We start from the raw sequence: 17687 nt of genomic DNA, 5'->3' as shown, positions 1-17687 counted from the left end.
TGCTTCTATGTAGTAGGAATGCTTTTTTTGTCTTTGTCTAAGATAAAAGGATAGTAACATAACAACAAAAATATAATAAAAACAGATAAAAATTTATTGTAAAACGATAAATAACTTGTTAAAATCAAGTGGAAAATAAATAAGTGAGGTGCTTTTTATGGAAAGAGGAACAACACTTTTTCTAAAGATAGCAGTTATTATCATTGGACTTCCAGTTCTTGCTTTGTGCATATTTGTGGTGCCTGAGATTGCGAATTTTACAGCAGAATTATACCCGGATCGCCTATATTTGAAATATCTCATGTTCATCGGTTTGTATGCAGCGGCGATTCCTTTTTACTTCGCTTTGTATCAGGCTTTTCAGCTTTTGCATTACATCGATAAGAATCATGCATTCTCGGAACTGTCTGTAAAATCCTTAAAGAATATAAAATACTGTGCTATCACAATTAGTGTCCTGTACGTAATGAATCTGCCGCTCTTATATCTGATAGCAGAGAAGGACGACGCCCCAGGCATCATAGTCATCGGATTAATCATCATCTTTGCTTCACTGGTGATTGCAGTCTTTGCTGCTGTTCTTCAAAGGCTCTTGAAAGATGCAATTGATATAAAATCAGAAAATGATTTAACGGTCTGAGGTGAATGAGATGGCAATTATAATTAATATTGATGTTATGCTGGCTAAAAGGAAAATGAGCGTCACTGAACTTTCGGAGAGGGTTGGAATAACGATGGCTAATCTTTCTATATTGAAGAATGGAAAGGCAAAAGCGATTCGATTATCAACTTTAGAAGCGATTTGTAAAGCTTTAGACTGTCAGCCCGGAGATATTTTAGAATATAGAAATGATGAAGACGACCAAGATGAATAATAAAGTGGCATATCAGAAGGAACCGTTGAACGCACAAATCATGGGAGCGCTGAAACAACTCGTTCGTTTCGGGTGGGAGCAGGCATTATCATGTTTGTTTCCTGTCGTTATTTTTGCCTCTTTGGCTTTGACACAAATTATCCCGCTTCCCTTCCTGCCGCGGTATGACTGGTTGCTCATTATCTGCCTTTTAATGCAGTGGTGGATGGTGCATTCAGGGCTTGAAACAAGGGATGAATTAAAGGTTATTACCTTGTTTCACTTGATCGGGCTTGCTCTTGAGCTTTTTAAGGTACATATGGGCTCCTGGTCTTATCCAGAGGAAGGGTATGCCAAAATTTTTGGCGTGCCTCTATATAGCGGGTTCATGTACGCGAGTGTAGCGAGTTATCTTTGTCAGGCGTGGAGAAGACTTAAGGTTGAACTGATTAAGTGGCCGTCTTTTTTGACGGTTGTACCGTTGGCAGCTGCGATTTATTTGAACTTTTTCATCCATCATTATTGGATTGATGTTCGTTGGTGGTTATCGGGACTTGTCATTATCGTCTTCTGGCAATCCTGGGTCCTATATGAGGTTGGGGGGATTCGTTACCGTATGCCGCTCGTACTTTCTTTCATACTTATCGGTTTTTTTATATGGATTGCCGAAAATATTGCGACATTCTTTGGCGCTTGGAAATATCCAAACCAAGCGGATGCATGGAGTCTCGTTCATCTAGGAAAGGTAAGTTCATGGCTTTTATTAGTGATTGTTAGCTTTCTTATAGTAGCCACGTTAAAACAGGTTAAGGGAAAAGCTCCCTCTAAGATAGACGCTGATCAATTTCTATAGCCATTAAGAACCGCTTCAAGAAAGTCGAATCCTTAGCACAATAAGGAATTCGGCTTTTTTTAGTCGAATGTCTTCCGGCATAAAAAAGTCGACGTGTTAGGAGGCCCCGTTGGTATGAACAGGAAAATTCAACTACGCCTTATTTGATTATACTATTGCTTCTTAGCGATCCCTACAAGCAAGAGAGCTACACTAAAAATCCATAATAAATTGGCCGTCATTATGTTGAGAGAACCTTCTGTAGAAGCCTATTCGGGTTCAAGGTAGACTGGCCCGATCAACCATACCGTCCAAATAACTAAACTTATTATTGCAATGATAAAAGAGCTTAAAAACCGTAAATAAGTACGAGAAAATTTTTGTTTGTACCATACGTATATAGTGAAAAAATAGCTATGACCAGTGTGCCGTAAGAACTTATTAAAAGAAAATTGCGAGTGCTTTCTTCCCGTATAAATCCCACACCTTTCAGAAAGGGCTTTGTTCCTTATTTTACTATACAAACTGTGGTGTGGAAGAATAGCTGATGTTTAAAAAATATGTTAGCTATTTAATGGGTATTTAGATATAGTTTAAAATGAAGATAAAGATTCATAAATGTGGTTTGATAAAAAAATAAAAGGGTATATAGAACTGTATTTTGTGGAAAGGAGGATCTGTTGTAATGATGTAACGACTCTATAGTGAAGAAAGTAAGGAATAGTGCAACAAGAAAGGATACTTATGAATGAAACAAGTTAAAGTAAAACACCGGTTTCAAATTGTGTGTATGGAATTGATCAAGAGTCAACATTTTGATGAATACCCAACAGAAGAACAAATGAAAGAGTTTGTCTACACTTATTTTCCTACATTTCATACAGATGGTGTGCCAGTTGAATGGAGAGTAGAGAAAGTATATTTCTTAGAGGATTAACAATAGCTTAACAGTAAAAAGAAGGGCATCAAAACTTTAAAGCAGCTTTGCAGCTGCCTTAGAGATTGGTGTTCCTTTTTATGTTGCAAATGTGATTGCCGCTTTCGCTTTAATGAAGAGAAGGATCAGCTTCTTTAACAGCGGATAGGGGCTTACTGGTCCTATTGGTGTGATTTGTCGAATGAATAGTATAGGAAAATACCCGTTCTTATGGAAATGTGTAGGTAGGAGGGGGTGTGTAAAATAAAAACTTATTCAATTGACTTTTATCTGAAAAATAATCAAGTCATCACATTGAACGTACGGAAAAATTCAGAAGAGGAACTGAAGAATGAACTGGAAAGAATGAAAGGATTTTATATAGTAGAAAATGGCGTAGTTAATTTGGATAAGGTAAAGGAATATAAAATCAAGGCTACTGTTTGATGGGCAGAATAAGCCTTTTTCGACGTGCTATTTTTCACTGCTGCTTTTTGCTTAGTTGGAACATCGATAAATTTCCAAGAACCAAAGCCTATATAAAATTGTAGTATATGATTGAAGAGGATTCTGCTGGCGAATAATAAGTAAAAGACTTTTAAATGGACGAGAAAAAGAAATATGTTTTCTGAGAAGAAATGGCCTATTTAGGAGCGTCACCGTTTATAGTGACGCTCTCACTTGTCCCGCTCTAAACGTTTCTTTTAAGGGGAATATTAGCAGTTGTTATTATTGTTGTTGCGGCGATTGTTACGGTTGTTATTGTTATTGCGGTTGTTTCTGTTATCAAGGTTCTCGATTTCGTTATCAAGTCCAAGCTCAAGGTTTACATTGTTTAGATCCAGTTCTTTATTACGGTTGTTATTATTATTGTTGTTGTTCAAATTACGGTTGTTATTATTGTTATTGTTCATGTGTATTCCTCCTTAGTTGTTTTTGTAATAAAAAGTAAGCAGCAAGTATCAAGCACCCAACCCCTCTGAGGCGAATAGCAAAGAGAAATAGAAGTGGTTGTTTGCGTCGATAGTTTGCTACTTATAACAGTTATTGTGTCATCATCTTCAGAGATTATTCTTTAGCATGAAGGTCTTTTTATGATTTTAATTATTATTTAATGGACATACTACAGACGTAATGTGCCATAACCTGAAATACCCTGGGCGGGCTAGAGCCTCTCCTTACTTAAAAAGCTAGAGAACAGCAATAAAAAGAAAGCCACCAAAAGTAACAAATCTTTGTCACACGCTAGACGTAATCATATCTTTAGGCATACACGATTCCCCCTTTCAAAGAAGAGACTTACTGTTCTTCCGAAAGCTTGGGGATATTTATGTTTTACCTGTTAGTTACCCGGAGTGAAAACCATTAACATCAATCTTTTCCCCATACTCATAGAGGAAGATACAGGCTTCTATGATTGAGTTTGGCTGCAGTGATGGCCACGGGCAAAGAAATATTAATTACACTGCCATGTTTAAATGCAAGATCATTAACAAAGCAAAAAGCCTGCTAAATTGGATATTTCTTCAGCGGGCTTTCTATGTTTCAGTTTATAAATTTGAATCAAACCGCAGCGTGCTTACAAAATCATATAGGATTTTTTTGTGATTTGGTTTAAGTGACTATATTCATTCTCTTTTAATTGTACCAGTACAGATGGAGAAAAAGACGATTCATTTTATGGCATGTACCCCGTTATTATTTGAGTTATATTAGAACTGTTTTTAGAAAATGGAACAGATATAATACGAATTTAAAAGATAGGGGTAGGACAAAATGCAGAGAGAGACAAGAGAGAAAATTGGATTATTGTTGGGGTTAATAGGTGTCATTTGTTTTAGCTTAACACTTCCAGCTACAAGGGTGGCAGTGGAGTACTTTGGGACTGCCGTCGTCGGTTTAGGAAGAACAGTGGTTGCCGCTATTTTAGTAGCGATAATATTGATAGTGCGAAAAGAAAAACTGCCTTCTCTTAGCCAATTTAAAAGTCTAGTTATTGTTGCTTGTGGAGCAGTTTTAGGATTTCCTCTCCTTACTTCCTGGGCGATGGAATCCTTGCCTGTTTCTCATGGTGCTGTGGAATTAGCCCTGTTGCCATTAGCAACAGCGGGATTTGCTATGTTTAGAGCAGGCGAACGGCCTTCTCTTAAATTCTGGCTTTCCAGTGTAATCGGCTCTTTAGCTGTTATTATGTATGCTCTTCATCTTGGGTTTGGCCAATTGCAATTTGCTGATTTAGCTTTATTGGTAGCGGTGATCATACTCGGGCTTAGCTATGCGGAAGGAGGAAGATTGGCGAGAGAATTAGGCAGCTGGCAGGTGATTGCTTGGGCCATCATGATCGGTGCCCCGTTTTTCATTCTTCCAGTCGGGCTGCACTTTACAACAGAAATGATCCATGCCCCTTTACAGGCCTGGGTTAGTTTTATGTATCTCGCAGTCGTTAGTCAATTTCTCGCCTATGTTGCCTGGTATAGTGGAATGGCCATGGGCGGAATAGCAAGAGTGAGTCAGATTCAATATTTACAACCATTTTTAATGATTCTATTTGCGGCCGTCTTCTTGAATGAATCCGTTACACTTTTCACACTTGTCATAGCAGGGGTGGTGGTCTTTTCTGTAATAGTAGGCAAAAATGCTCCTGTAGCCAGAAAAGGATCGATCGTAGAGAGAAGCTGACTGTGTGCTGGAGAAACTACACTTAAACGAAGGAAAACTATTAGTGAAGAAGAACATGACAGATTAGTCATATTGAATCCCTCATGTCTCTACTGGTATGGTTGTACGGCTACCCCAACTTTGTAAACCCTGTTGGGTGGAATGGAAGGCGCAAAGACTCCTGCGGGCTCACCGACCGCCCCGCGGAAAGCGAAGCGCCTGGAATGGAAATCAACAGCCTCGATTCACAAGAAAAATAAAAAGGACTGCAGACAAACTTCCGAATTTCTTGAGTTTGTCTGCAGCCTGAAACACCTACAAGTTGTAGGTAGGTGTTTTTATTTTTTAGTTTAACAGGAGTTCCATCTTCTCATGATAGTTTAATAGAAATCGATTTTTTATTTTGCTGCTTTATAAAGAGAGTCCACCTTATAGCCTTTCGCTTTATAATAGTCTAAGATTCCGTTATAAATGGCTTTAGCGGCTTCCGTACGCCAGTAATCCGATTTAAGCATTTCATTTTCTTTTTTGTGATCAATGAATGCCATCTCAGCGATAATAGCTGGCATACTATTGCGTGTAAGGACGTGCAGGTTGTTTCTTGGCTTTACTCCTCTGTCTTTCAGTTTTAAAGCTTCAACCATGCGCTGTTGAATTTTCGTTGCCAGTAGCTTGCTGTCAGCAACATAAGGGTTTTTTGAAGTCGCAGCGCCATAGTAAAGTGTCTCCGTTCCATTTCCGCCGCCAGTAGAAGCATTCGCATGAATGCTTACAAAGATATTACCACCTTTACTTTTTGCGAAACTTGTTCTCTGAGACAAACTTGGATACGTATCACTCGTGCGGGTCATATAAACCTTGAAAGGTGTGTTTTTCAGTAACTCATTTACCTTTAAGCCTGTATCCAATACCACATCTTTCTCTAGAAGGCCGAAACCGTCTGCACCTGGATCACTTCCGCCATGCCCGGGATCCAGAATAATCGTTTGCTTGGCAAGACGTGGATCTGCCTCTCCAATGCTACTTCTTTCCTCTGTCTCTCGTAAATAGCTTTTATGTACAAAACCAGTAATATGACCGGATTGGATATAAATCCAACTACCTACTTCATGTCCCGCAAGCACCTTCGTGTTTTCTTTAAGAGACCCGGTTTTCGTATATTTGGCAGCCGGACCGGTACGTACATTCAAATCATCTACATCTACCCAGCGTCTTTTATCAAAGCTTGCTGACTCTTTTGTTCGGAATTCAGGATGGATGGCACGAGCCAAAAACACAGCGAAGTCTGCACGAATGATCGGCTGATTAGATCCAAATGTGCCGTTCTCAAGCCCGTTTGCGATGCCGCGTGTTGTCAATGCTTTGGCTGCACCGGAGAGGCTTCCACCAAATTCATAACCAAAAGCTTTCGATAGCATAACGGCCATTTCACCACGTGTGACTTCGTTATATGGAAGGAACCTGCCTCCAGAGTATCCAGAGAGGATGCCTTTTTCTACAGCAGATTGGATATAACCGGAAGAGAAGTTGCCCGGTGCCACATCCTTAAAGTTGGTTGTACGCTTTGTACCATTCAATTGAAGGGCACGTCCAATGAAGGCTGCTGCTTCCGCTCGTGTTACCGTTTTATCTGAAGCGAAAGTAGTGGCAGATGAGCCATTGGCTATTCCACCTTCTGACAGATAATTTACTTCTTTCAACGCCCGAGAAGGGACATCTACAAAGCTAGCTGCCTTGACAGTTGTAGAAGGAGAAAGAAGAGGAATCGCCAATAAAAAAACCAAAAAAGTAAACAGTAAACTCTTTTTCATAAATATTACTCCTTTATAAAATTTTACCACCCCATTCTAACATAGATATCTACACAAAAGTCTCTTCTAGAGTAATTATTAAATTTTTACTCTGAAACACATATACCCCCTTACCTGATTTTCGGAAGGGAGAAACGATCTCGCACACTTGAAAACATCAATAAAGCTGTAGAAGTCCAGGAGTCATTTTATAATTATGTCTACACTTTTGATAAGTTACTTGCCTTCTGTCATAGGATACAGAGGATATTCCCACCGATGCGTACATTCTTCCAACATATAAAATTGGCTTTCTTCATTGGGCACAATGCGAGAGCATTGTTGCCTAGGGATTACACCGTCGCTAGTTACCTCAATCCAGCTTTGACCGGACATTTCGTCATATCTTATTTCTAATTGATTACCATTTACCGTTAAGGTTCGGCCATTCTTCTTATTCTTCGCCATATTGATGAAAGCTTCAATATCGGCTGAACTCACTGGCGATCGAGAAGGAGCCAAATGTATGTCTTTCATTCCTTCCCAAGTAGGGAAGCGAACAATATTTTTAGTGATCCATTGTTCTCTGCCTAATCCTAATGCTTCTTCTGCAGTCAACCGAATTCCACGATCATAATTAACCATTTCAATAGACTGATCATCAAGGCGCTTGCCAACAAAACCGAATATTGTCTTGTAAAAATGGTAATAATACGTGGTTTCACCTAATGTAAAGTCCCGATACTCAATGATAAGCGACTGTTGACCATGGGGAGAATCAATTTTCTTGTAGCTATAATCTCTTATTTGAACCCAAAGATTGAGCATGAGTAAGAATGGAACACTTAGGAATAGGCCTGCAATAATCAATCTATTACTATATCGAGAAGAGCGAAAGCCAAGTATAGCTAAAATAATAATATCAACTGCTAGAGGAATCATATAACCGGTTTGTCTAAAGAAAAGGATGAAATAGCCTGTTAGATGCATAAGGATAAGAATCAAGTTCATGACACCTAGCAAAACGAATGCCAACTTTGTTTTTGTCATTGTCATCTCTCCGCTTTCATTTACAAGTAATCATTAGAATAACAAAGCGGCAGACCCATTAAAAGGTCAAACATCCGTTCCATCCATTTGTTTTGTACAATAGAGCATATAGATTTGTATCAGTCAGACAATTTATTCCTTTATATGGTATTATTGTTATTGAAATACATAAAGGTGGTTTGGAATGGGAAAGTAAAAAATATAGCGCACGACACTGCAACGAAACAAGAGAATATGAAGGGCGGAGCATATGCACTAAATCAACAAGGAGAAGGCACTTCAGATATCGAGAAAGTTAGTAAAATGGTGGCAGTAAAAGTAAAGGAATTGATAGTAACAGTGAACTCGCTGGCAAAAGAAAAAACGAGAGGCTGATGGTAAAAAGAATGTGAATGAAAGGCATATGCAGTAGTCATTGCATTCTTTAAGAACACCTTCAACTACTGAGAGGTGAATCGATTTTGCAACTTGGTTTATCATACAGTTAGGCTGTCTTTCAAGGGGGAAGTTTTATGAGCTTAGTTACGAGTAAAGTAATCATCATATCTGTATTCCTGCTGATCATCACAATGATTGAAACGTTAGCTTATTCAGCTAGAATTTCGGGGGCGAGGGTAAAGTTAATAGCAACCGCTTTATCCTTGTTTAGTACGTTAGTGATCATTTCAAGATTTTCTACCATGATCCAACAGCCACTAACAGCAAAGCTTATTGCAGAAGCACCGCACTTAAACAAATTAGACTACATAGAAGAGCAATACAGAATTTTAATTGGAGTAACGTCTGTTGGGGTATTACTTGGAATTCTTCTCTTTCCTACGTTCATTAATATCTTTTCACGGGCTATTGTTCAATTATCTAATGAGCGAGGTTCAATCATGGCACTGCTTTTTAAGTATGTTAATAAAAAAGGAATTGCAAAGGGATTTAGCTGTTTTAGGCTACCCAGATTAACATACCTTAAAGGGATTACTTTAAAAACAATCCCTAAGCGGATTTTCGTGATAAATGTCATTATTTCAGCTGTTTTTACTATTGGTGTCCTTTCGTCTATATATGCATCTATGCTAGTTCCACAAGATTACTCGCAGGCTGCCTTAATGTCATCAGGCATTATCAATGGTGTGGCAACTATTCTGTTGACGCTATTTGTTGATCCGAAAGCTTCAGTATTGGCTGATAGAGTGGTTAAAAAACAAAGCAGTTATGTTTATTTAAAAAGTTATTCCCTTACAATGGTCAGTTCAAAATTATTAGGCACGTTTGTGGCGCAGCTTTTATTTATTCCTGCTGCTTACTATGTCGCTTGGTTTGCTGAATGGATTTAATTTGATTTGTATGCGCAAACGAGGGATCATCCATAGAATGATTTACATAAATAAAAAGAAGTTGAGTATCTAAAAGGATCCTCAGCTTTTTTTGTTTGAATTTAGAGAAATGCCTAGAGAAGGACAAAGGAAATTAAATCTGTCCTTTTCAATATACTTGATAAATTTCCAGTTTATTGTTGATATTTGAATTCCAAATGTGTAAAATTACACTAAATTAAACATAAGTAACTAAGGGGATGCTCTATGAATGAGAAAGATGTGATTGATGTTATTTCCAAAAAAGTAAAACTAGTAAGACATGAAAAAGGATATACACAAGAGAAAATGGCAGAGGTCCTTGGGATTTCTAAAAAAACATTAGTTCAGATTGAAAAAGGGCGAACGTCTGCTACATGGACGTGCGTCATTGCTCTTTGCGCTCTATTTAGAGATTCTGAAGTTATTCAGGCAGCCTTAGGTGAAGACCCTCTGGAAGTAATAGAAACATTAGCACACGGGAACATTGATAGACCTAGAGAAAAAACACTCGGTGGAAAGATTTGGTGGAAACAGATTAAAAAAGAAAACGACTTCATTTTACAGCAGAATGTGATCAGCAAACATTATCGGATTATTGATAGGGACAATTACCGGTGGTTTAGTTCATTGGATCAAGATGAAACGCTTATATATTTTGATGAACTTTTAGAAAATAATGCCACCACTCTTTAAGATTTGCAGGAGAGTATAATGAATTTAAGGAGATCACAAACATGACCACTAAGCAGATCGTACTTATAATAACGGCGGTTAGCCTGCTCTTTTTATTAGTGCCGTTTATGATGATCCTCCGTCTGAACTACGGTAACCCATACGAAATCTATCTCGTCAATAAGCATGTACCTTCCTATCTTGAGAAAATGGGGTATACGGAGGAATCGATAATAGAACAGCATGAGGGTGAACCGAAAGAATCTTCAAATAAAGAATATCTTCATACTCAATATATGGTGAAGTTCAAAGATGAGCCAGATATAACGTATTATTATGGAGTAAGGAAAAAAGGGAAGATTGTCAAGCAGTTTTGTGAAAGGTATAGCCCAAGGTATAGAGAGATTAAAAAACCCACCAAACATAGTGAAGAGGACTGTGTGCATTATCATGAGAATCAGTAAAAAGTCGTTTTCAGTCAGTGCAGCCGCTAGCGAAGCTTTCATAAATACGAAAACATGTCTATAAATAAAAACTAAAGGCAAATAAACTTTATCTTTTAAAATCCTCTAAAATAATCTAACCATGCTAGAATAAAAGCGATTGAAAAAGAATAAAAAGTTACAAGATTGCCTAACAGTAATATATACTTAAGCGGTCTTTGGTTAATCAAAAGAGACAATACAAGCGCAACTATAGGTAAAACAATAAAACAGAGCTGCAGCGTTATATTTACAAAATTATGTGCTCCCCAAGGGCTCACGCTAAATGCGCCATATTTGACATTATAATACTTTACAGCGATAAAAAAGAGCCAAATAATGATAGTTATAGCAGTATAAATAACTGAGTTTTTATTCAAACAGACACCTCTTTCTTGTAAAGTTTTGCGGATTCATTTTGAGCGTATGTGTATAGTATGAGCACATAAGGAAACGCCCGGGGATTATTAAACTTCCAGATAAGCACAGTTTAGAAGAGCTGAATTCAAAATTGAAAGCAGAAAAAATAGTAACCTGTTTCTTGTCTCATAGAGGGTGATGGGTCAAATTTGTATTTAGAAAGGCTGTTTAAAAGTCAACGCATGGCCGACTTTTAAACAGTTTTTTTTTCATAAATAAATAGGTGTTGATAATGAATGTAATCAAAAAAATGAGCATGGTGGCGAACGGGATCTTCATCTAGTTCTTTGGCTCGCTTGATGACCTCTTCAGCTACGTCCTGCTTGCCAATTCGTTTCAGATAAGCTTGCAAATAATAATACACAGATAATGACTCATACGAAACAGCAGGCTGTAGAGATTGGCGATCGTATTGACCAAAAAGTTTGTGCTTATTGTTCCACTCTTTTAACAGCCATTCATTTAGTTGATCCGAGTTGTAGCCAATATTTTTCCGATTAATAGCAATTAGCAACTGATCGATCATATGCACCGTTTTATTGTGCACATAGGTTTCTTTTTCTATATTATAATATTCGGGAAAGAAGAGATCCTTGTTGTTATTTAAGCGAGTGAGAAGCTGCTTCGATTGCAGGGTGTCTGGGAAAAGAGAAAAAAATCCGGTGTTAAATAACTTAGAGTCATTCGTGACGATGACTTTTCCAGCGACCAATCGTAGAAGTCAACATAATAACCTGCTTTCTTTTGCTTTTTCGCTATCGTGTTTTGAATGCTTTGGGCCAATTGTTTATACGTTGGTTCTTCGAAAACTTGGCTAGCTTTTTGGAGTGCAGCGATAATCCGGACATCATCAATTAATGCATTTGTGTTAGCCTTCTTAGCCAGTTCCCATTTCACATAAGTTTCGCCTTTGTAGAGAACAGCCAAGTAACTGTTTTTCCTTCAATCCTATCTAACACAATGTTTATTCCCGCTTCGTCAGTATCCTTAAAAATCCTTTCTTGCCATTGTTCTAGATTTGTATTAAACAGCCTTTCTTAGTTAGATACAACATTACCCATATGTACACAGCGGGTGGAGAAAATAACAGAGGTAAGTCAGTTATGTAATTATAATATGAAGCATTGCTAACCTACAAAGGGAACTTATGAACAACTTATTAAAATTAATTTGGTTGTCTTTGTTGTTAACTTACAAAATGAACCTTCGGCTTTCTTTTATATAGAAAATAAAAAACTGGACCTCAATTTTGAAGTCCAGGCTCATTGCCGTGCATTACGGCTACCTATTTTAAAGTAGCTTTAATGTGAGGCTGTAGTAGTTACTTACTTCTCGCAAGCCCAACCGTCTTTATCGCGGTCGTGTTTTGAATCGTAAGCAGGGTGTCCCTTGGCCACACCTTTTGGATATTTCTTTCTAAGCTCTGTGCAGTTTTTAAATGATTCTTTTTTAGGTGCAGGCTTGGGCGCTGGCTTTGGAGCCGGCTTTGGTTTAGGCGCTGGCTTTGCTGGAGCCGGTTTTGGTTTCACTGGTGTGGTTTTTGGAGCACAAGCTCCATTCATAGCGTTTGCACTAGACCAGATGCCAAGTTTTTTCTGTTTAGCAGTGGCTTCAGCAGCCTGTAACTCTTCTAAATACTGAGTGTTTGGCGGAAAGATCGCAACACGGGCCAATCCTTTTTCTAATAATGTTTTGTTGAACATTTTGTTATCTAAATAAATATAAGCAAGAACACGGCCGTATTGGTCACGAGTCTGAACACCAAGTTCTACTTTCACATTTTTTCCCTGTAAGCTTTTTTTGGTAAAGTCAGATGCTTCTGGACCAAATAATTGCACGCACTTGTTGGGGTCTTTTGTCTCGGGTGTATCCACCAAAATCATACGCACAGTTTCTTTTCTACCTTTATACATGACTTTAATAGTGTCTCCATCAATGACCTCAGTAACCTTTGAAGTAACAGCTGTTGTAGGTGCAGCTGCCTGAACATGATTACTTTCTTTTATGGCAAAAGGTGTAAATGAGCTGCCAAGCAAGGATAAAGACAGGACAGCCGCAGCAATAGGCTTAAATAATTCTGATTTTTTGTTAAACATAATGTAGCTCCTTTTATAAATAGATAATAAGACTCGTGATTAAAGTACTGATAATGACATAAAAATAAAGACACGTTATCACGTGTATAAGCAGAAAAACACCTTCTATAGTATCCTATAAATTGAATTGAAATGCTATATTATCTTTTCGTCAAATAACGACAAAAGTCCTTGAGATGAGCAATGATTATCCGTATTTTGTCTTCGGAACGAGGAGGGAAATGCATGGGGGAGGTCTTTATTATCAGGTGCTTTGTAATGATAGTTTGACAGTTGGAATTTTTGTGATTCATATGTGTTCTTTCTCAGGATAGAGAAATAATTTTAGAATGGGGATAGATGGAATGGTCAAGCCATTTCATGCCATTCCTAAAAGAGGAGAGATCGAACAATGTACTGTGACAGGGAGTAATCATTTAGCACTCGTCAAAATAACGCTCTATTTAACTGTGTGCCAGCTCATGTTATAATGAGAAACTTAGGATAATTACGACTTTTGGTCATAATTGAACGGATGCCTGGTAAAAGCCTCCGCCTAGCGATAAAATATGGAGGTGTAAGAGAATGAATAAGCGATGGACAATCGGTAAAATTAAAGAATTCGTTGAGAATAACTCGGAAAGCAAGCTGCTAACGACGGAATATCATGGTTTTTCACAAAAGTTACTGTTTAAATGTGCTTGTGGCAGCAATTTTGAAAAAACATTTACAAAGTTTAAAAATAACCACCAGCGTAAATGTGACGTATGCCAACCGCCAAAAGCGTCACGCTAACGTATGGGGTCCGGAATGAGCTGCGCACAGACTAGCTCATGCTTTAACAAAACGAAGAGACTCTTTACTGAATAAAAAGGGCTTAATGCTCAAATTGATGTTTCCACTAGAAAGAAAATTTTAAAAGTGAGTAGGCGAACGACATGATTGAGATAAAAACATCTCCCCTAAGTGATGGAGAATTCAATAGAGGGGTATTTGCTACATGTGATATCAAAAAAGGAGAGCTGTTGCATGAAGCGCCCGTTATTTCTTATCCGAATGACCAGCATCCATACATTGAGAAAACTTTACTTGCGGATTACGCTTTTGAGTATGGGATAAATCACTCGGCCATCCTTCTTGGTTATGGAATGCTGTTTAACCATTCTTATGAACCGAATGCCACGTATGAGATTAATTTTAAGAATCACACATTTGACTTCTATGCTTTCACAGATATAAAAGCAGGAGAAGAAATTTTAATTAATTATAACGGCGACGTGGATAACAAAGATCAATTATGGTTTGATCAGGACTAACAAGGATAGCAAAATAATAAAAAAACATTTCATCTATCCTCACTGGGATAGTCACCATTTGCCAATATGAAATAAACAAAGCGAAATCCCGCTGATTTTTTATGTTTTCAGTGGGATTTATTCATTTCATTTAATATATCTTCGTTAAAGTCTTATCCACCTGTTTCTCATTTTCTTTCATCTCATGATTATTCACTGTACGTTGTGTTTTGCAAAAAAACCGAAAGGGGAGAGGGAAGTCGGTAGGTTGTCTATCTTTGTTGGGCAATTGATAAAGGATAATTGAGTTTGATGGGAAATTTTATTTTTCAGGATGTATCCCTTTAACCACAGTGGCCGTTTTATTAATAATGAAGATAGTAAGAGCAGTTACTGAGAAGATAAAATAGGTAAAATTAAACAAATTTGGTAACTCTGCATATTGAAAGTAACATCATCCTTCTTCTCCGACTAAAGAGGGAGTTTAATGAAAGAAGAGTATATAAGTTTATATGACATAAGAAAAGAACAAGGTATCTTAACATTTCCAAAAACGAAAAGTATAATGACCTTGTTCTCCATGAATGATTAAACATCTAGAGTAATGAATTGACTTAAGAATTATTTTTGTTTATTTAGCGTGTTTACTATTAGTGAGCAACTTGTCCGCCATCGGCTGCATAAACATAACCGTTACAGAAACTTGCCGCATCGGAAGAAAGGAAGACTACTACTTCAGCGATTTCTTCTGGTTTAGCAGAACGACGCATTGGAACGTTAGAAATAACTTCTGCCCATGTCTCTGGATCATCTTTCCACATTTGAGTCATTGGTGTTTCTGTTAAACCTGGTGCTACAGCGTTTACACGGATGCCATCTTCGGCGTGATCAATGGCAGCTGCTTTCGTTAAACCAGTTACTGCATGCTTGGCAGTAACGTATGGTGCCATATTAGGGTCTGCGATTAAACCAGCTACTGAAGCAGTGTTTACAATGGTACCCCCACCGTTAGCAATCATATGTTCAAGCTCATGTTTCACAGCAAAGAATACACCTTTTACATCAACAGACATCACTTTATCAAATGCATCCTCTTCAATATCTACGAATTTTGCTGGTTTATTTAAAACGCCAGCGTTATTGAATGCATGATGTAATCCACCAAACTTTTCTACTGTTTGTTTAACAAGTGATTTTAATTGTTCTGAGTTTGTCACGTCTGTTTTAAAGAATACAGCTTCTCCGCCTTCTTTTTCAATTAGTTCCACGGTTTCTTTTGCGCGATCATCTACGTCACCAATGGCCACTTTCGCACCACGGCGAGCAAAAGCAAGCGCTGTAGCACGTCCAATCCCAGTTGCTGCTCCAGTGATTAAGACAACACGACCTTCAAAATCTTTGATGCTCATATTATTTTCCTCCTCATTGCTCTTTGGTGTTCATCATAAAAGCTGCTTAATTGGTTACATGTGTAGTATAGCTTTCTTAAAAAAGCGCATTCAATATTTTTGTGAGAATGAGCTTATTCCTTTATAGTTATAAGCATAAGAAGGTGAATGAAAATGCAATTAACGCAATTAGAATATTTTTTAGTAGTCGCGCGATTTGAGCATATGTCAAAAGCTGCATTGGAGTTGGAGATTTCACAATCCTCCTTAAGTAAAACTATTGCCCGTTTAGAGGATGATATTGGGGTGCCGCTATTTGATCGAAAAGGGAAATCTATTCGTTTAAACGAATATGGTCGTATTTTTTATGAAAAGGCAGAAAAGGCTTTAGCTGATTTGCAGGCGGCAAAACTAGAAATTCAAGAGCTGGCTAATATTCGTGAAGATAGTGTAACGATTAACGTAATGAATTCAAAGCTGTTGCCCAAATTATTTTTTGATTTTTATAAAAAGCGCCCCAATGTTAAATTCCACCAGTATTTATTACCAGATAAATTAGCCCAACAAAAGCTAATTTCCGGTGAAATTGATTTGATGATTGTTATTCATCCCATTGTGGATCGAAGGATAGAGTGGGTGCCGCTATTTACGGAAGAGGTCTTTTTAGTCGTTCCAAGAAATCACCCTCTGGCAGCTAAAGAAAGTGTTTCATTGATCGAGGCTAAAGAGGAACTGTTTATTTTGTCAGAAACAGGTCAAAGTTTTCGCACAACAGAAAATCGAATATTCGAAAAAGCGGGTTTTACTCCGCGTATTGCCTTTGAAGGGGAAGACCTGTCTGTGATTTTACAATTAGTGAACGAAGGAAAAGGAATTTCCTTTATTTTTAAAAATTCATTTTTAGATGTGTATTTAGACAATGTAAAAATCTTAAAGATTTCAAATCCAGATTGCTTTCAAACGGTAGGGATTGCTTGGAATAAAGAGAGAAAGAGCTCATTTGTTGTTAACAGTTTTCGGGATTTTGCTATTACCTTTTTGAAAGAGGAGACTATTTTTAATGAGGAAGATAGAGGAAATGGTGTTAGCCGGATTACATAATGGCAGATGAAGGTATCGTTATCCTTTAGTTTTGAAGAATTATTTTTAATTCAAGCTGGTGAAGAATCATACTTAAGGCAACCGGGACATTTCTTTCATAGGCAGGAATAGAGTTACAGTAGCTTAATCCTTTGTTCAAAGCCGTCCGCTGCGTCTTTCTTCTACCGATGAGGGAAATGCTTAAATGATGGCATATAGTTATGTTAGGCAAAAGTTTTCGGTTTGTCATTTTGTCATTTCCCTCTTGAAGTGGGGGGGATGGCTATGAGCCTATAGTCTCCCGATAGGTTGGTGAAAATCCGGTTTGATATTACTTCATCCATCCTTTCTTCATAGGAACAGCAGCCATTCGCATGTCTGCTGTCTTTTCGGCTTTCGCCAGATAACTCAATCTTGTGTCCATAGAAAAAACACCTTTAAGTTGTATGTAAGTATTTAATACCCTCATTGCAACTTAAAGGTGGTTTTTAGAAGTTTCATTTTAAGGCGGTATTTGATTGTCCTACATATTCAATGCATGGGTTCCTGTCCATCGGTTGGCTTTAAAATTGGATTGGGGACGGGCTCATTAGCTGATTGTGGATTTGTCAGTCTCTCTTCATACCTGCGGTTAGCCGCATAAAATTGGTCTTCCAACCATCCAGCTTGCTCATGTGTTAGCTCCAATACAAGTTCATTATTAGTATCATCATAGGCAGTTAAAAGTACATAGCTTTTGTTGTCACGAGTGACATTAGCTACTCTAAGGTAAAGATTTTTAACTTCCAACCTTAAGTGCATTCCGTCCATGAATATAACCTCCCTA

Annotated in this window: 24 protein-coding genes; 14 read left to right on the top strand and 10 right to left on the bottom strand. The window is 37.8% G+C overall.

Annotation, left to right across the window (positions count from 1 at the left end):
• Positions 1-157 precede the first annotated feature (157 nt).
• The 5 genes from CJ483_RS03795 to CJ483_RS03775 all read left to right on the top strand — a co-directional run bounded on the left by CJ483_RS03795 (position 158) and on the right by CJ483_RS03775 (position 3049).
• On the top strand, positions 158-640 hold the full coding sequence (locus CJ483_RS03795) for a DUF2975 domain-containing protein (RefSeq protein ID WP_120032082.1): 483 nt from the start codon (positions 158-160) through the stop codon (positions 638-640).
• Positions 641-650: 10 nt separating this feature from the next.
• Entirely contained in the window at positions 651-875 is a 225-nt protein-coding gene (locus CJ483_RS03790) for a helix-turn-helix domain-containing protein (protein ID WP_120032080.1), read from the top strand.
• Positions 876-915: 40 nt separating this feature from the next.
• The gene (locus CJ483_RS03785) at positions 916-1707 is read left to right on the top strand and encodes a DUF817 domain-containing protein (protein WP_120037776.1); all 792 of its coding nucleotides are present in this window, start codon (positions 916-918) and stop codon (positions 1705-1707) included.
• Positions 1708-2434: 727 nt separating this feature from the next.
• Positions 2435-2623: a hypothetical protein gene (locus CJ483_RS03780; protein ID WP_120032078.1), complete on the top strand. Its 189-nt coding sequence runs from the start codon at positions 2435-2437 to the stop codon at positions 2621-2623.
• A gap of 234 nt (positions 2624-2857) precedes the next feature.
• Positions 2858-3049: a hypothetical protein gene (locus CJ483_RS03775; RefSeq protein WP_120032076.1), complete on the top strand. Its 192-nt coding sequence runs from the start codon at positions 2858-2860 to the stop codon at positions 3047-3049.
• Between the two features lie 269 nt (positions 3050-3318).
• Here the strand turns inward: CJ483_RS03775 and CJ483_RS03770 are convergent, their stop codons facing one another.
• A complete protein-coding gene (locus CJ483_RS03770; protein WP_120032074.1) occupies positions 3319-3516 on the bottom strand; it encodes a hypothetical protein in 198 nt (65 codons plus the stop codon).
• An 862-nt stretch (positions 3517-4378) separates the two neighbouring features.
• On the opposite strand from CJ483_RS03770, the gene CJ483_RS03760 reads away from it, so the two are divergent.
• Positions 4379-5281, top strand: a complete 903-nt coding sequence (locus CJ483_RS03760; RefSeq protein WP_120032070.1) for a DMT family transporter — start codon at positions 4379-4381, stop codon at positions 5279-5281.
• Between the two features lie 377 nt (positions 5282-5658).
• Here CJ483_RS03760 and CJ483_RS03755 read toward each other — a convergent pair whose 3' ends face one another.
• Both CJ483_RS03755 and CJ483_RS03750 read right to left on the bottom strand, forming a co-directional pair.
• Positions 5659-7071 carry an N-acetylmuramoyl-L-alanine amidase gene (locus tag CJ483_RS03755; protein ID WP_120032068.1) on the bottom strand — a complete coding sequence of 471 codons (1413 nt, stop codon included), beginning with the start codon at positions 7069-7071 and terminating at the stop codon, positions 5659-5661.
• A 216-nt stretch (positions 7072-7287) separates the two neighbouring features.
• Positions 7288-8100 carry a hypothetical protein gene (locus CJ483_RS03750; RefSeq protein WP_182916957.1) on the bottom strand — a complete coding sequence of 271 codons (813 nt, stop codon included), beginning with the start codon at positions 8098-8100 and terminating at the stop codon, positions 7288-7290.
• Positions 8101-8214: 114 nt separating this feature from the next.
• Here CJ483_RS03750 and CJ483_RS03745 point away from each other — a divergent pair, with 114 nt between their 5' ends.
• The 4 genes from CJ483_RS03745 to CJ483_RS03730 all read left to right on the top strand — a co-directional run bounded on the left by CJ483_RS03745 (position 8215) and on the right by CJ483_RS03730 (position 10585).
• Entirely contained in the window at positions 8215-8475 is a 261-nt protein-coding gene (locus CJ483_RS03745) for a hypothetical protein (protein ID WP_120032066.1), read from the top strand.
• A gap of 137 nt (positions 8476-8612) precedes the next feature.
• On the top strand, positions 8613-9428 hold the full coding sequence (locus tag CJ483_RS03740) for a lipid II flippase Amj family protein (protein ID WP_120032064.1): 816 nt from the start codon (positions 8613-8615) through the stop codon (positions 9426-9428).
• 246 nt (positions 9429-9674) lie between these two features.
• A complete protein-coding gene (locus CJ483_RS03735; RefSeq protein WP_120032062.1) occupies positions 9675-10142 on the top strand; it encodes a helix-turn-helix domain-containing protein in 468 nt (155 codons plus the stop codon).
• A gap of 41 nt (positions 10143-10183) precedes the next feature.
• Complete coding sequence (locus CJ483_RS03730; RefSeq protein WP_120032060.1) at positions 10184-10585, top strand: DUF3139 domain-containing protein; 402 nt, start codon at positions 10184-10186, stop codon at positions 10583-10585.
• Positions 10586-10680: 95 nt separating this feature from the next.
• Here the strand turns inward: CJ483_RS03730 and CJ483_RS03725 are convergent, their stop codons facing one another.
• The 4 genes from CJ483_RS03725 to CJ483_RS03710 all read right to left on the bottom strand — a co-directional run bounded on the left by CJ483_RS03725 (position 10681) and on the right by CJ483_RS03710 (position 13119).
• Complete coding sequence (locus tag CJ483_RS03725) at positions 10681-10983, bottom strand: hypothetical protein (RefSeq protein ID WP_120032058.1); 303 nt, start codon at positions 10981-10983, stop codon at positions 10681-10683.
• Between the two features lie 233 nt (positions 10984-11216).
• Positions 11217-11570: a hypothetical protein gene (locus CJ483_RS03720; RefSeq protein WP_120032056.1), complete on the bottom strand. Its 354-nt coding sequence runs from the start codon at positions 11568-11570 to the stop codon at positions 11217-11219.
• Positions 11571-11626: 56 nt separating this feature from the next.
• On the bottom strand, positions 11627-11920 hold the full coding sequence (locus CJ483_RS03715) for a hypothetical protein (protein ID WP_182916956.1): 294 nt from the start codon (positions 11918-11920) through the stop codon (positions 11627-11629).
• Between the two features lie 428 nt (positions 11921-12348).
• Complete coding sequence (locus CJ483_RS03710) at positions 12349-13119, bottom strand: thermonuclease family protein (RefSeq protein ID WP_120032052.1); 771 nt, start codon at positions 13117-13119, stop codon at positions 12349-12351.
• A gap of 344 nt (positions 13120-13463) precedes the next feature.
• Between CJ483_RS03710 and CJ483_RS24930 the strand changes: the two genes are divergently transcribed.
• The 3 genes from CJ483_RS24930 (at position 13464) to CJ483_RS03700 (ending at position 14414) form a co-directional block, all read left to right on the top strand.
• Positions 13464-13589, top strand: a complete 126-nt coding sequence (locus CJ483_RS24930; RefSeq protein ID WP_259455556.1) for a hypothetical protein — start codon at positions 13464-13466, stop codon at positions 13587-13589.
• A 94-nt stretch (positions 13590-13683) separates the two neighbouring features.
• A complete protein-coding gene (locus CJ483_RS03705; RefSeq protein ID WP_120032050.1) occupies positions 13684-13893 on the top strand; it encodes a hypothetical protein in 210 nt (69 codons plus the stop codon).
• Between the two features lie 143 nt (positions 13894-14036).
• On the top strand, positions 14037-14414 hold the full coding sequence (locus CJ483_RS03700) for an SET domain-containing protein (protein ID WP_120032048.1): 378 nt from the start codon (positions 14037-14039) through the stop codon (positions 14412-14414).
• A 629-nt stretch (positions 14415-15043) separates the two neighbouring features.
• On the opposite strand, the gene CJ483_RS03695 is transcribed toward CJ483_RS03700, so the two are convergent.
• The gene (locus CJ483_RS03695; RefSeq protein WP_120032046.1) at positions 15044-15802 is read right to left on the bottom strand and encodes an SDR family NAD(P)-dependent oxidoreductase; all 759 of its coding nucleotides are present in this window, start codon (positions 15800-15802) and stop codon (positions 15044-15046) included.
• A gap of 153 nt (positions 15803-15955) precedes the next feature.
• On the opposite strand from CJ483_RS03695, the gene CJ483_RS03690 reads away from it, so the two are divergent.
• Positions 15956-16882, top strand: coding sequence for a LysR family transcriptional regulator (locus tag CJ483_RS03690; RefSeq protein ID WP_182916955.1), 927 nt, complete (start codon positions 15956-15958; stop codon positions 16880-16882).
• A 25-nt stretch (positions 16883-16907) separates the two neighbouring features.
• On the opposite strand, the gene CJ483_RS03685 is transcribed toward CJ483_RS03690, so the two are convergent.
• Both CJ483_RS03685 and CJ483_RS03680 read right to left on the bottom strand, forming a co-directional pair.
• Positions 16908-17111, bottom strand: a complete 204-nt coding sequence (locus CJ483_RS03685; protein WP_120032042.1) for a hypothetical protein — start codon at positions 17109-17111, stop codon at positions 16908-16910.
• Positions 17112-17392: 281 nt separating this feature from the next.
• Positions 17393-17671 carry a hypothetical protein gene (locus tag CJ483_RS03680; RefSeq protein ID WP_120032040.1) on the bottom strand — a complete coding sequence of 93 codons (279 nt, stop codon included), beginning with the start codon at positions 17669-17671 and terminating at the stop codon, positions 17393-17395.
• Positions 17672-17687: the final 16 nt, after the last annotated feature.

Origin of the sequence: Bacillus sp. PK3_68, assembly GCF_003600835.1 — a bacterium.
In the GTDB taxonomy this organism is placed as follows: Bacteria; Bacillota; Bacilli; order Bacillales; family Domibacillaceae; genus Pseudobacillus.
The sequence above is the reverse complement of the archived record's forward strand: the minus strand, read 5'-3'. Positions and strand labels throughout refer to the sequence as shown.

What these genes read in the sequence shown, in the direction of transcription:
- CJ483_RS03705 (WP_120032050.1), top strand. Translation starts at nt 13,684, where the DNA reads ATGAATAAGCGATGGACAATCGGTAAAATTAAAGAATTCGTTGAGAAT.
- CJ483_RS03735 (WP_120032062.1), top strand. Translation starts at nt 9,675, where the DNA reads ATGAATGAGAAAGATGTGATTGATGTTATTTCCAAAAAAGTAAAACTA.
- CJ483_RS03795 (WP_120032082.1), top strand. Translation starts at nt 158, where the DNA reads ATGGAAAGAGGAACAACACTTTTTCTAAAGATAGCAGTTATTATCATT.
- CJ483_RS03710 (WP_120032052.1), bottom strand. Translation starts at nt 13,119, where the DNA reads ATGTTTAACAAAAAATCAGAATTATTTAAGCCTATTGCTGCGGCTGTC.
- CJ483_RS03680 (WP_120032040.1), bottom strand. Translation starts at nt 17,671, where the DNA reads ATGGACGGAATGCACTTAAGGTTGGAAGTTAAAAATCTTTACCTTAGA.
- CJ483_RS03740 (WP_120032064.1), top strand. Translation starts at nt 8,613, where the DNA reads ATGAGCTTAGTTACGAGTAAAGTAATCATCATATCTGTATTCCTGCTG.
- CJ483_RS03770 (WP_120032074.1), bottom strand. Translation starts at nt 3,516, where the DNA reads ATGAACAATAACAATAATAACAACCGTAATTTGAACAACAACAATAAT.
- CJ483_RS03690 (WP_182916955.1), top strand. Translation starts at nt 15,956, where the DNA reads ATGCAATTAACGCAATTAGAATATTTTTTAGTAGTCGCGCGATTTGAG.
- CJ483_RS03760 (WP_120032070.1), top strand. Translation starts at nt 4,379, where the DNA reads ATGCAGAGAGAGACAAGAGAGAAAATTGGATTATTGTTGGGGTTAATA.
- CJ483_RS03790 (WP_120032080.1), top strand. Translation starts at nt 651, where the DNA reads ATGGCAATTATAATTAATATTGATGTTATGCTGGCTAAAAGGAAAATG.
- CJ483_RS03685 (WP_120032042.1), bottom strand. Translation starts at nt 17,111, where the DNA reads ATGACAAACCGAAAACTTTTGCCTAACATAACTATATGCCATCATTTA.
- CJ483_RS03695 (WP_120032046.1), bottom strand. Translation starts at nt 15,802, where the DNA reads ATGAGCATCAAAGATTTTGAAGGTCGTGTTGTCTTAATCACTGGAGCA.
- CJ483_RS03785 (WP_120037776.1), top strand. Translation starts at nt 916, where the DNA reads ATGGGAGCGCTGAAACAACTCGTTCGTTTCGGGTGGGAGCAGGCATTA.
- CJ483_RS03755 (WP_120032068.1), bottom strand. Translation starts at nt 7,071, where the DNA reads ATGAAAAAGAGTTTACTGTTTACTTTTTTGGTTTTTTTATTGGCGATT.
- CJ483_RS03730 (WP_120032060.1), top strand. Translation starts at nt 10,184, where the DNA reads ATGACCACTAAGCAGATCGTACTTATAATAACGGCGGTTAGCCTGCTC.
- CJ483_RS03780 (WP_120032078.1), top strand. Translation starts at nt 2,435, where the DNA reads ATGAAACAAGTTAAAGTAAAACACCGGTTTCAAATTGTGTGTATGGAA.
- CJ483_RS03700 (WP_120032048.1), top strand. Translation starts at nt 14,037, where the DNA reads ATGATTGAGATAAAAACATCTCCCCTAAGTGATGGAGAATTCAATAGA.
- CJ483_RS03750 (WP_182916957.1), bottom strand. Translation starts at nt 8,100, where the DNA reads ATGACAAAAACAAAGTTGGCATTCGTTTTGCTAGGTGTCATGAACTTG.
- CJ483_RS24930 (WP_259455556.1), top strand. Translation starts at nt 13,464, where the DNA reads ATGGTCAAGCCATTTCATGCCATTCCTAAAAGAGGAGAGATCGAACAA.